Source organism: Polynucleobacter sp. AP-Jannik-300A-C4 (genome assembly GCF_018688335.1).
Classification (GTDB): Bacteria; Pseudomonadota; Gammaproteobacteria; order Burkholderiales; family Burkholderiaceae; genus Polynucleobacter.
In genome coordinates this window covers 1441936-1454490 of the sequence record NZ_CP061316.1, presented here as the reverse complement: position 1 = coordinate 1454490, position 12555 = coordinate 1441936, and the positions used below count along the sequence as shown (strand labels likewise).

Sequence of the window (12555 nt, the reverse complement as noted above, 5' to 3'; positions counted from 1 at the left end):
TTTCCTGGTTGTCCTAGGCAAACCACTAAGTTGGGCTTTGCGCATGGCCTTGCCATCTAAGCTACCATATTCCTTATAAATATTAGGACATTTTTCGATGCGTAAGCCCCCTTTATTCTTGGCACTCATTCTGTTTTGCGGTATTCAATTGGTCTCAACCATTGCATTTGCAGTGCCAGGCAAGGATGAGGTGGATGTTGATGTGCAGACAATTAAAGCGCCTCCGAGGGATATAAAAGATATTCTAAGATTAGTTGAGCAAACTAAACCTGATCTCGCCATCGTAGAGCGTGCTAAAAAAGTGGTTGCAGAGCAGTTGCCGACATCGCAGGATAATGAAGTTCTAAACCATTTTTACACTAGACGTTCGGCCGCATACGAAGACCTCGGAAACACTGGTGAGGCATTGAAAAATTTAGAAATTGCAGTAAATCAATACCCTTCAACTACTCCTCGCTTGCATTTGAATGACTTAATTACTCTGAGCGTACTCGAAAATTCAGTTGGTAAGCAGTCAAAAGCAATTGCTATTATTCAAAAGGCTCAAGCCTATCAAGCATCAGCTTTACCCAATTTGACCGGTTTTCAAATGACCATGGGCAGACTGTTGCTCACCTACTATGTCAATTCAGGTAACTTTGAAGCAGCAAAAAAAACATTAGATGCGATGGATGGAACATTAAGCACCCTGAAGAGATCACGGGCTTATATGGAGTTCGGATCTAACTGGGAGGGTGCATATGAAAGTGCTCGCGGAATTTATTTTTCCGGTCAGGGTCAATGGCTAGAGAGCGAACGCTCTCTTAGAAAAACACTGCATTTACTGGAGATACAGTACGAAAAAGTTAAAAATAGTTCATCAAAAGTTGATGTTGTTGGGAGTGACGTTAGGACAGCTACGGATGCTTCCAATAACCCCCGAGTTTATGTCACCCAAATTTCCAATCGAGAATTAAACTTAGCTAACGTTTTACTCAGGCAGCGAAAATTAATTGATGCTGAGTTCTACGCTCGAAAATCAATCACGCTTTCTCTCTCAAGTTTTGGCTCTAACTCAATTGAGGTTGCACGGGGTCTCAGAAGTCTTGCTGTCATAGTGAATGAGCAGGGAAGGTATGCTGAGGCAGTGCTTTTGTCGAGAGCTGCATTGAGTACCGTCAAGGCCGCGGGTGCAACGGGCGCAAATACTACCCTCGCCTCAGCACAAAGATCGCTTGGTACGGCACTTGTAGCGGATGGTAAATATGCTGAGGCTAATCAAGTGTTTGAAGAGATGGCCTCCGCAATTAAGACTGATCCTGAAATGGCAAAAAGCTATCAATTTGGTGACCTGGATTGGGTTTTGGCAATGCTCAAAACTGGTAAGTCTCAACAAGCCTTTGAGATGGTTGATGGAATGCTTAAGCGACTTGAATCTTCCTCCGATAAAAACTCGCCACGCATTGCAATGGTGCGCGCATTTGAGGCCGTAAGCCTTCAGTCTGAGGGTAAGTGGTCAGAGGCTGACATTGCTTATAAAGCCTCTATACCTATTTTGATAGATCAAGCACGTAATGATGCAGAAAATGATACAACTAGCGTAAAGCAACAACAGCGCATGACTTTCCTTTTGGAGAATTATCTAGCAGCCTTGGCACATACTGCGAAGACAGATCCAGCTCAGGCAGTTTCAGCTGCAGCACAAGCTTTTCAGATTGCCGACATTGCAAGAGGAAGCGGCGTTCAAAGAGCCCTAACAGCAAGTGCGGCTCGAGCAAGCATTAAAGATCCACAATTGGCAAACCTTGCGAGACAAGAGCAGGATTTGCAAAGAAGAATTAATACCTTATCTGAATTGCTCACAGGCTTACGCTCTGCATCGCCAGATCAACAGCTACCCTCTGTTCAGGAAAGGGTTCGCGCCGATATCATCTCATTCAAATCTCAGCGTGAGGCTTTGAAGAAGGAGATTGAAAAAAAATTTCCGGAATATGCTGAGCTTGTTGAGCCTAAGCCAGCTTCAGTTGAGCGGACGCAACGTTTGCTGAGGCCGGATGAAGTTCTGGTTTCTTGGTATTTTGCTGAGAATGTGGGATATGTTTGGGCCATCAGTAAGCAAGGCCCACCTCAATTTTCTCAGTTGGCTATTGGCCGTCAGCAAATGGCAAAGCAGGTCGCACAATTACGTAAGGCACTTGATCCCGGAGTGTCAACTATTGATGAAATCCCGCCATTTGATGTCATGCTCGCACACAAGCTATATCAAGAGCTATTAGCGCCGGTGGAAGCTAGCTTTAAGGGTAAAAAGGTAATGTTGGTAGTTCCTCATGCAGAGCTTGGACAGCTACCACTCTCATTGTTAGTTACTCAAGCATCTGTTCAGCCTTCAAAGGGGGGTGCAATTGCTTTTTCTGGTTACAAGTCAATACCTTGGCTTACAAAAGAGATTGCGATCGCTCAAATTCCTTCTGTAACTGCATTGACTGCGCTTCGTAGTCTGCCTGATGGAAATCCGAATCGTAAGAGCTTTGTTGGTTTTGGAGACCCTTACTTTAGTAGCGAACAAGAGAAGAGTGCCCAAAAGCAAATGAAGTCAACTCAACTGGCTACTCGGGGTATTCCACTGAAGCTTCGAAGCGCACCTAAAACGGCTGGAGTTAGCTCAGCTGAGTTAGCGTTGTTACCGCGTTTGCCAGATACCAGTTTAGAGATCGAGGAGATAGGCAAGGTAGTGGGCGCTGAACCTGGTGATATTTTCTTGCATAAACAGGCTAGCGTAAAACAGGTCACGTCAATGGATTTATCGGATCGTAAGGTTGTCATGTTTTCGACCCACGGTTTGGTCCCAGGCGAGCTCAATGGCTTGACGCAACCTGCGCTTGCTTTGTCATCCCCGGATGTTACGGGAGATAAAGATGATGGCTTGCTGACAATGGATAAGGTAATTGCCTTAAAGTTGGATGCCGACTGGGTGGTTCTCTCTGCCTGTAATACAGCTGCAGGAGAGGGGTCAGGATCTGAGGCAGTTTCAGGCTTGGGTAGAGCCTTTTTCTTTGCGGGTGCAAAAGCTCTACTCGTGTCTAATTGGCCAGTAGATTCTGTTGCATCTCGGCAGCTAATGACGGATCTTTTTAAGCGTCAGCAACAAACCCAGGGTATTACCAAGTCGGAGGCTTTACGACAGTCAATGCTCAATCAAGTGGATCAAGGGGGTATGAAGGAGGGCGGTACTATGAAGTACTCCTATGCGCACCCTCTTTTTTGGGCACCATTTGTAGTTGTGGGCGATTGATTTAAGATCTCACTACTACAGATTTTTCTTTTTTTGGAATCATGATGAAACTTATTCAAATCTTATGCACTTCGGCTTTTATATTTTTTGCCGGATTGGCAAGTGCGGCTCCGCTCATCAGCGCCAAGGAGGCCGCCTTACCTGCGGCGTCCGGCACTTTAGCTACAAGAGGTATTTCTCGTGGCCCCTCTGTGAAGTTGGTTTCTCCGGAAGCGGATACTCCAGTGAACTCGCCAATTGATTTTAAGGTGAACTTTGAGGCGCGTGGCGAGGGAAAGATTGACCCTGCTTCTATAAAAGTGGTTTATATGAAGTCACCTTTCGTGGATTTAACACCAAGATTAAAAAATGCCATTAGCGCATCTGGTATTGACTTCGCAAAAGCGGATGTGCCGCCAGGTAGTCACACTATTCGCGTAAGCGTCAAAGATGTCGACGGTCGTGAGACAAATTCAGTGTTTACCTTAGTGGTAAGTAAGTAATGAATTGTCCTTACTGTCTTTCTGAGGTTGCTGAGGAGGCTGCAGTCTGTAAGGTTTGCACTCGCGATTTATATCTATTTAAGCCAATGATGGCAAAAGTGGCCGAGCTTGAAAGACGCCTTGAAGAAATCCCCAATCAAGAAGCATACGAACATCGAATTGCTGAGCTTCAATTATTGCTTGATGAGCAGGCTCAAAAACAAGCTGAGCCGAGAGGTTTATTGCTATCGTTTTTGGATGTGATTTTATATATCGGTATTCCTCTTCTGCTTTTATTGGCTGCGCATGGATTAATTACGATTATTTATGATACGAAGCCGTTGTATCTGCGCTTGATTTCTATGGTGTTGCCATTACCCTTTGGTTACTTCCTATTTAAGAGTGCGCCAAGAAGCTTATTCCAATGGTTTATGGGGGTCGTATTTTTGGCAATAGCTTCTGTAATTGGAATGAGTTGGATGACCGGCCTGGTCGATCATTCGCCAATATGGCCACAGAATGCTTTTGAGTGGCGTGAGGTCTTGGAGTATGCCGCTAGTATTGCCTTTAGCTTTTTGACAGGCATGTTGCTTGGTGGTGTTGCCTATGCCAGCAAGCAGCGTCATCTCAGGACTGCATTGATTAATCCTTTCCTGAAGGCAGTTGTCAGTGGTTTGGGTGAAGGTCGAATTTCTCCGACTAGCCTACATGGAATGATGAAGAAATTGCAGGAGTATGGTGGAACTATTGTTGCACTCGGCACTACTGCAGTTTCGATTTACACTGGTCTTAAGGGAATCATTGGTAATTAGACTATCTGCTTGGCTTTTCTTATGCCTGATTTCTAATGGGGTATTTTCTCAAGTTCTAGATATACCCCATTCTGATGAAAAGCCTACGCGTACGCTCTTCATTCAGGCTCATCAACCTAAAGCATTGGTGCTGCTTTATCCTGGGGGTGGTGGCCAATTGCATATCCGGGAGGATGGTCAAATCCGGAGCAGGCATACTTTTGTTAGATCTGTAGACCAGTGGGCCCAATATCAAATTGATGCCGTTTTAGTAGACACTCCTTATGATTTAGGAGATCTGAAACGTGGGGATAAGAGGGATCGAGAAGATCACCTTCAGCGGGTGGCAGAGACTATTGCTTTTTATCGGTCTAGAACTAGGTTGCCCATTTGGATTTTTGGCCACAGCATGGGAACATCAACGGCTAGTAATTTTGTAAACAAATCCCCTCAGATTGCAAACCTCCTATCCGGGATTATTGTTGCGGGTACGGTTAGAACTGCAACAATAAATGAGGAAGTTAATCTGCCGGTACTCGCAATACACCATCAAGATGATGCTTGTCGTGGTACGCCAATTTCAGCATCTAGAAATTTAATTGAGGGTAGGCGAGCAGGTTTAGTTTCTCGCCTTGAGATTATGGAAGGTGGTGTGAGTGAAGGTAACGTCTGTGAATCTTTTGCTTATCATGGCTTTAATCAAACTGAGGATGAGCTTATCAAGCGTGCAGCCCAATTTATCCTGAGCCACTAAGCCTGAATAAGCATCTTCTTAGTGATCCGTAATTGATTTCCGATTCTCACGTCATTCACAGAAAATAGTAAACCTTTTTTAGATCCATTCGTTGTAACTGATCCACTTGCACTTCGTGTGAGTGGATTTTTTATTAACCGATGGAGATTACATGAATCAATTATTAAAGTCCTTAGTATTTTCGGTATTGGTGGCTGTCTCAGCTTTATCTTCAGCCTCACCAATTAACGTCAATACGGCCACCCAGTCTGAGCTGGAGAGTATCAAAGGTATCGGACCTTCGAAAGCGAAAACCATTATTGCGGAGCGTTTAGATGGCGGGCATTTTCAGGATGCTAATGATTTACAAAAACGCGTACGTGGCATTGGTATGAAATCAGTTGAAAAGATGGTGGATAACGGCTTAACTATTGAGGCGCCCAGCTCCTTTCGTGAACCGCATGGTAGGACGAATAAAGAGGGAGTCAAGGCTGGTAGACGCAGCCCTCGTGGTCAAACTAGCTCTCGCCATAGTGCGGATCGTGCGGAAGGAAATCGCCGAAATTAAACCCTTTTACGTCTAGCCTGGCTTATGGCTAAAATGGTTTCATGAGCACACCTTCTTACTTAACTATTTCGCAGACCGTGGGTAATACGCCCCTGGTTCGTTTGCAACGTATTCCTGGCGCTGATAACGATTTAAAAGGTAATCTGATTCTAGGAAAGTTGGAGGGTAATAATCCAGCGGGGTCGGTTAAGGACCGGCCTGCGCTGTCGATGATCCTTCGTGCTCAAGAGCGAGGTGAAATCAAGCCTGGCGACACTCTCATTGAAGCAACTAGCGGTAATACTGGTATTGCTTTAGCCATGACTGCTGCGATGTTGGGCTACAAGATGGTTTTGGTGATGCCCGAGAATCAAAGTATTGAGCGTCGACAAAGTATGGCTGCCTATGGAGCTGAATTAATTCTGACGGCAGCCTCTGGGGGTATGGAGTTTGCCCGTGACTATGCACTGCAATTGCAAAAAGAGGGCCGCGGTAGATTGTTAGATCAATTTGCAAATCCGGATAACCCACGTGCTCACATCGAGACTACTGGCCCGGAAATCTGGCGCGATACAGATGGTCAAGTAACTCATTTCATTTCCGCGATGGGTACTACTGGAACTATTACCGGGGTCTCTACTTATCTCAAGTCCATGAATCCCGCTATTCAGATTATTGGTGCGCAACCTGAAGAGGGTTCGCAGATTCCTGGTATTCGTAAATGGGCTCCAGAGTATCTGCCAAAGATTTATCAGGGCGACAAGGTTGATCGTATTGAGTATGTAAGCCAGGCAGATGCTGAAGAAATGGCCCGTCGCCTTGCTGCTGAAGAGGGTATCTTCTGCGGTATTTCAGCTGGCGGGGCTTTGGTTGTTGCCTTACGAATTGCTCGCCAAGTAGAAAATGCCACGATTGTCTTTATTGTCTGCGACCGTGGCGACCGTTATCTTTCTACTGGAGTTTTCCCAGCGTAATACATCCAATCTAAGCTATTAAGCCTGTTTCTGTTTTTTCTTATTAGCAGGCTTCTTCGGTTTAGGTTTGACCGGTTCTCCTGACTTTGTTTCTGACTTCGCTTTGCTTGCGGTAGTGGGAACTACGCTTTGATTTTTATAGCCTAGCACTTCTGCAAACTCAGCAACACTTTGTGCGTAAAAGTAACTGCGGTTGTATTGCACAATCGTCAGAAAATTATTAAGTCCAACTACGTAACGAACCTGATCACCACCATCTTTGTCGGGGTAAGGTAGATCAACAATGAGGGCCTTGCTTTGTGGTTCAACACCCCCAGCCTGAAGATCGCCTTGCTCTTTAGTGAGGATGCCTTTTGCGATGAGCTCTTGAACCGAGTATTTGAGTTGTGGCTCTCCATCTGCTAGCGCTCTCGCCTCACTGACTGCCCCTTCCTGCACAGGGAAGTAAATCGGCATGCCAGGTTGCCAGCCATGCTTTCTCATAAAGTTAGCCACGCTAGCAATAGCATCCTTAGGACTTTGTTTAAGGTCAATGCGCCCATCACCATCGCCATCTACTGCGAAGCTGCGAATACTACTTGGCATGAACTGTGGCAGGCCAATCGCACCAGCATAGGAGCTGTTCTGATTCAGGCAGGCATTAAAGCGAGTTTGATTCAATCCTTGCTGACTATTATTGGCGGGCAAGCTGCCACCCCCTTCAGTCCAGCACATCAAGATGAGTTCTTGCAGTTGGTCTTTAAAGAGCTGCTCTCGACTGGCTTTGTTGGGTGTATCTGGGTAGCTAAAAGCTAATGTAGAAAGTGCATCCTTGACCCGGTAATTACCAGTTTGACGGCCATAAATGGTTTCAATACCAATAATGGAGACGATGATTTCGGCTGGGACGCCTGATTCTTGCTCAACCTTGCTTAAGAATGCCTGGTTTTGCTCCCAAAAGACCTTGCCAGCTTTCAGGCGAACTGGCTCAATAAAACGCTTGCGATAGGCGACCCAATTCTTTTTAAAGCTGCCCGATGGGGGTAATACCAATTTGCGTATGGAGGGGATCGTTTTAGCATCAGAGAAGCCTAATTCAAGGCTGGTCTGAGGGATTCCTTGGGTTTGGGCAATTTGAGCGATTAATTCATTGAGATTTTGGCTAAAACGGGCTTCTGTTGCGACATCTTCAGACTGGTTTACGATAGTCTCTGTAGGGCTAACTTGCTGAGTGGGGATGCTGGAGCATGCCCCTAGCAGTAGGGTTGTGAATAGTATTGATGTGAGATTGGAGATGCGAAAATTCATGGATAAGAAAGTGGGTTTTTGATGTTCTGCTAGGTTTAATTAAATTATAAAAATAATAGTTTTGCTATTGAGGATTTCTAGTAATGACAACAGGATACATAACTCATCCAGACTTTCTAAAGCATGAGATGGGTAGTCATCATCCCGAGTGCCCAGAGCGCATTCAGGCAATTAATGATCAACTGATTCGCAGTGGTGTAGATCGCTTTCTGCATCATTTAGATGCGCCATTAGCAACTGAAGACCAATTGGAGTTAGTTCACAGCCCAGATCATATCGCCTTTGTTAAAGAGCGTTCGCCTGCTAGCGGTTACTTCATGCTCGATGGTGACACTATTATGAACCCTCATACTTGGAGTGCCGCTTTGCGTGCTGCGGGTGCGGCCATTGCCGGTGTAGATGCGGTTATGAAGGGTGAAGTTGAAAATGTGTTTTGTGCGGTGCGCCCGCCAGGTCACCATGCGGAGCCAACCCGCTCTATGGGATTTTGTGTTTTTGATAATGTTGCCGTAGCAGCACGATATGCGATGGAAGAGTATGGCATTGAGCGTGTCGCCATTATTGACTTCGATGTTCATCATGGTAATGGTACTGAAGCAGCGTTCTTTAATGACCCTAATGTGCTGATGTGTAGTTTCTTTCAGCACCCGTTTTATCCCTACAGCGGCTTAGATGGGGCAAACAATATGGTAAATGTTCCGCTTCCTGCATCTACACGTGGTGATGTTGTTCGCTCGATAGTGGAAGAGCAGTGGTTGCCTCGTTTACGAGACTTTGAGCCAGAGCTCATCATCATCTCTGCAGGCTTTGATGCTCACCGTGAGGATGATTTGGGGCAGATGGGCTTGGTAGAGGATGACTATGCTTGGATGACTAAGCAGCTTAAAGAGGTTGCAAACCAATATGCTCAAGGTCGCATTGTCAGTTGCCTAGAGGGTGGCTATAACCTTTCTGCTTTAGGCCGCAGCGTGGTTGCGCATGTGAAAGCACTCGCAGATATCTAATTGAAATTAGAAGTTCAGATTAAAAAAAGACCAATATTTAAGGCGCATATGGCTAATATTTTTGAGCAAGGTTTAGAGCGAAACTCAGCCAACTTCACTCCGATTACCCCACTATTATTTCTTGAGCGATCGGCCCAGGTGTATCCAGATCGCTTGGCAATCGTTCATGGCAAGCTGCGCCAGACTTGGAGTCAGACTTATGATCGTTGTCGTCGCCTAGCAAGCGCTCTGCAAAAGCATGGAATTGGCTTGGGTGATACCGTTGCCGTGATGTTGCCTAATACACCCCCAATGGTTGAGGCGCACTTCGGAATCCCGATGGCTGGAGCGGTATTGAATGCCTTAAACACCCGCCTTGATCCAGAGTCAGTTGCCTTTATGTTGAATCATGGTGAGGCAAAAGTGGTGATGGTGGATCCCGAATTTTCAGGGGTGATGAAAAAAGCCCTTGAGATCGCCAAGAAAGAAAGTGGCCGTGAGTTTTTAGTAATTGATGTCGAGGAAAAAGAGTTTGATGTTCCTGGTGAGAAGTTAGGCACACTGACTTATGAGAAGCTCTTATCTGAGGGCGACCCCCAGTTTGCATGGCAAGTCCCTGCGGATGAGTGGCAAGCCATTTGCCTCAATTACACATCAGGAACTACCGGCAATCCAAAAGGTGTGGTGTATCACCATCGTGGCGCAGCGATTAATGCTGTCTCGAATATTTTGGATTGGGATATTAATAAGCACCCTATTTATCTCTGGACACTCCCCATGTTCCATTGCAATGGTTGGTGCTTCCCCTGGACGATAGCTGCTCGTGCAGGTATTAATGTCTGTCTACGTCGCGTTGATGCGCAACATATTTTTGCTGCCATTAAAGAGCACGGTGTTACGCATTACTGTGCGGCTCCCATTGTGCATAACCTATTAGTCAATGCTCCCGATGAATTAAAGGAGGGTGTACCTCCTGGAGTGAAGGGTTTAATCGCAGGCGCCGCACCTCCAGCTTCGATTATTGAGGGCATGGAAAAGCTCGGTTTTGATTTGACGCACGTCTACGGATTAACTGAGGTCTACGGTCCTGCAGCAGTTTGTGTAAAGCAGGATGAGTGGAATGAGGTAGATATTGGTGAGCGGGCTCGCCTCAATGCCCGTCAAGGTGTTCGTTATCACATGCAACAAGCAATTGCCGTTCTTGATCCTGAGACTCTTAAGCCTGTGCCTGCTGATGGTGAGACCATGGGCGAAATTATGTTTAAGGGCAATATCGCCATGAAGGGTTACCTCAAGAATGAGAAGGCAACTAAAGAGGCCTTTGAGGGAGGCTGGTTTCATTCTGGTGATTTAGCAGTGATGAACCCTGATGGCTATATCAAGATGAAAGATCGTAGCAAGGACATCATCATTTCTGGTGGTGAAAATATTTCCTCTGTGGAGCTTGAGGATGTTCTCTATCGTCATCCAGCAGTGATGGCAGCTGCAGTGGTTGCCAAGCCCGACGATAAGTGGGGCGAGACACCTTGCGCATTTTTGGAGATCAAGCCGGGTATGGAAGTGACGCCCGCTGACATCATCGCTCATTGCAAGCAGCATCTGGCTGGTTTTAAGGTTCCAAGAGCCATTGTTTTCTGTGAGCTACCAAAGACCTCTACCGGCAAGATTCAGAAGTTTGAATTGCGTAAGCAGGCAGGATCCGCTTCAGCAATCGACGTCTAACTCTAATTGGTGCTAGACGGATAAAATAGAAAAGTTACTCAAAAATAGAGAATTCAGCATGAAAATCTTAGTCGCAGTAAAGCGTGTCGTTGATTACAACGTCAAAATTCGAGTTAAATCAGATAACTCCGGTGTCGATTTGGCGAATGTCAAAATGAGTATGAATCCTTTTGATGAGATTGCAGTGGAAGAGGCGGTTCGACTCAAGGAGTCAGGCGTTGCGACTGAGATAGTAGTAGTTTCTGCCGGCCCAACGCAATGTCAGGAAACATTGCGTACTGCTTTAGCAATTGGCGCTGATCGCGCTATCTTGGTAGAAACTGATGCCGAGTTGCAGCCTTTAGCAGTTGCGAAAATTCTGAAAGCCCTTTCTGAAAAAGAACAAGCGCAGATTGTAATTTTGGGTAAGCAAGCAATTGATGACGATAGCAATCAGACTGGACAGATGCTGGCGAGCTTGATGGATATTCCGCAAGCCACTTTTGCTTCCAAAGTAGTGGTTGCAGACGGTAAAGCAAGTGTGACTCGCGAGGTAGATGGTGGCTTAGAAACAATCGCGATTACCTTACCTGCGGTTATTACTACTGACTTGCGTTTAAATGAGCCGCGTTATGTAACTTTGCCAAACATCATGAAGGCGAAGAAAAAGACTTTGGAAATTGTAAAACCCGAAGATCTTGGTGTAGACATTGCCCCACGTCTTAAAACCCTCAAAGTAGAAGAGCCACCCAAGCGCTCTGCCGGTGTGATGGTAGCTGATGTAGCGGCTTTGGTAGATAAACTTAAAAATGAAGCGAAGGTGATTTAAATGGCCGCACTTGTTATTGCTGAACACGATAATCAATCCTTAAAGGCAGCCACGCTCAATGCGGTAGCAGCCGCTTTACAGTGTTCCCCTGAGGTAGATGTATTAGTAGCTGGTAGTGGCGCTGATGCTGCCGCTTCGGCTGCTGCCCAAATTGCTGGTGTGCGTAAAGTGATTCAGGTAGATTCTGCATCATTAGCCGATCAACTGGCGGAGCCTTTAGCTGCGCAGATTCTTTCGATTGCTAACGGATATAGCCACATCTTGGCTCCAGCAACTGCCAATGGTAAGAATGTTTTACCAAGGGTGGCTGCAAAGTTAGATGTTGCACAGTTATCGGATATCACTAAGGTTGTCTCGACTGATACTTTTGAGCGCCCGATTTATGCCGGCAATGCGATTGCTACTGTGCAATCCGCTGACCCTATCAAAGTAATTACTGTTCGTACAACCGGTTTTGATCCAGTTGCTGCAAGCGGTGGATCTGCTGCAGTAGAAAAGCAAACGGCTGCTGAGGTTTCTGGCAAATCATCTTTTGTGGGTCGCGAGTTGACTAAGTCAGATCGCCCTGAATTGACTGCCGCCAAAGTGATCGTTTCGGGTGGTCGTGGTTTAGGTTCTGGCGAGAAGTATCAAGAGATCGTTGTGCCATTGGCTGACAAGCTAGGTGCAGCCCTAGGCGCATCGCGCGCTGCAGTGGATGCTGGTTATGTTCCAAACGACTATCAAGTAGGCCAGACTGGCAAGATTGTTGCTCCACAGTTGTACATTGCAGTAGGTATCTCTGGCGCTATTCAGCATTTAGCTGGAATGAAGGACTCTAAGGTGATCGTAGCGATTAACAAAGATCCAGAAGCACCAATCTTTAGTGTTGCTGATTATGGTCTCGTTGCTGACTTAAATACCGCTGTACCTGAACTAACTAACTTGCTTGTCTAAGACATCCCCTTAACTATCTTTACACCTAATTCATAGGAATAC

The 12555-nt window shown here is 46.0% G+C and carries 11 protein-coding genes; 10 read left to right on the top strand and 1 reads right to left on the bottom strand.

The genetic code is table 11. From position 1 onward, the window contains the following. Positions 1-97 precede the first annotated feature (97 nt). The 6 genes from FD975_RS07645 to cysM all read left to right on the top strand — a co-directional run bounded on the left by FD975_RS07645 (position 98) and on the right by cysM (position 6777). Entirely contained in the window at positions 98-3271 is a 3174-nt protein-coding gene (locus FD975_RS07645; RefSeq protein ID WP_215301587.1) for a CHAT domain-containing tetratricopeptide repeat protein, read from the top strand. Positions 3272-3312: 41 nt separating this feature from the next. After that, on the top strand, positions 3313-3753 hold the full coding sequence (locus FD975_RS07640) for a hypothetical protein (protein WP_215301586.1): 441 nt from the start codon (positions 3313-3315) through the stop codon (positions 3751-3753). Next, positions 3753-4544 carry a hypothetical protein gene (locus FD975_RS07635; RefSeq protein WP_215301584.1) on the top strand — a complete coding sequence of 264 codons (792 nt, stop codon included), beginning with the start codon at positions 3753-3755 and terminating at the stop codon, positions 4542-4544. The genes FD975_RS07640 and FD975_RS07635 overlap by 1 nt, the downstream gene beginning before the upstream one ends. Beyond that, complete coding sequence (locus FD975_RS07630) at positions 4534-5277, top strand: hypothetical protein (RefSeq protein ID WP_215301582.1); 744 nt, start codon at positions 4534-4536, stop codon at positions 5275-5277. The genes FD975_RS07635 and FD975_RS07630 overlap by 11 nt, the downstream gene beginning before the upstream one ends. A gap of 151 nt (positions 5278-5428) precedes the next feature. Then, entirely contained in the window at positions 5429-5824 is a 396-nt protein-coding gene (locus tag FD975_RS07625) for a helix-hairpin-helix domain-containing protein (protein WP_215301580.1), read from the top strand. A gap of 41 nt (positions 5825-5865) precedes the next feature. Next, positions 5866-6777 (top strand): cysteine synthase CysM, encoded by a 912-nt coding sequence (cysM, locus tag FD975_RS07620; protein ID WP_215301578.1) that lies wholly within the window; start codon positions 5866-5868, stop codon positions 6775-6777. 18 nt (positions 6778-6795) lie between these two features. Here cysM and mltB read toward each other — a convergent pair whose 3' ends face one another. Further along, a complete protein-coding gene (gene mltB, locus FD975_RS07615) occupies positions 6796-8064 on the bottom strand; it encodes a lytic murein transglycosylase B (RefSeq protein WP_215301577.1) in 1269 nt (422 codons plus the stop codon). 83 nt (positions 8065-8147) lie between these two features. Here mltB and FD975_RS07610 point away from each other — a divergent pair, with 83 nt between their 5' ends. From FD975_RS07610 to FD975_RS07595, 4 genes are read left to right on the top strand one after another with little or no spacing between them, the layout of a single operon-like run. Then, complete coding sequence (locus FD975_RS07610; RefSeq protein WP_215301575.1) at positions 8148-9068, top strand: histone deacetylase family protein; 921 nt, start codon at positions 8148-8150, stop codon at positions 9066-9068. Between the two features lie 48 nt (positions 9069-9116). Further along, positions 9117-10769 carry an acyl-CoA synthetase gene (locus FD975_RS07605; protein WP_215301573.1) on the top strand — a complete coding sequence of 551 codons (1653 nt, stop codon included), beginning with the start codon at positions 9117-9119 and terminating at the stop codon, positions 10767-10769. Positions 10770-10827: 58 nt separating this feature from the next. Continuing rightward, on the top strand, positions 10828-11577 hold the full coding sequence (locus FD975_RS07600; RefSeq protein WP_215301567.1) for an electron transfer flavoprotein subunit beta/FixA family protein: 750 nt from the start codon (positions 10828-10830) through the stop codon (positions 11575-11577). Further along, on the top strand, positions 11578-12513 hold the full coding sequence (locus FD975_RS07595) for an electron transfer flavoprotein subunit alpha/FixB family protein (RefSeq protein WP_215301565.1): 936 nt from the start codon (positions 11578-11580) through the stop codon (positions 12511-12513). The last annotated feature ends 42 nt before the right edge of the window (positions 12514-12555 follow it).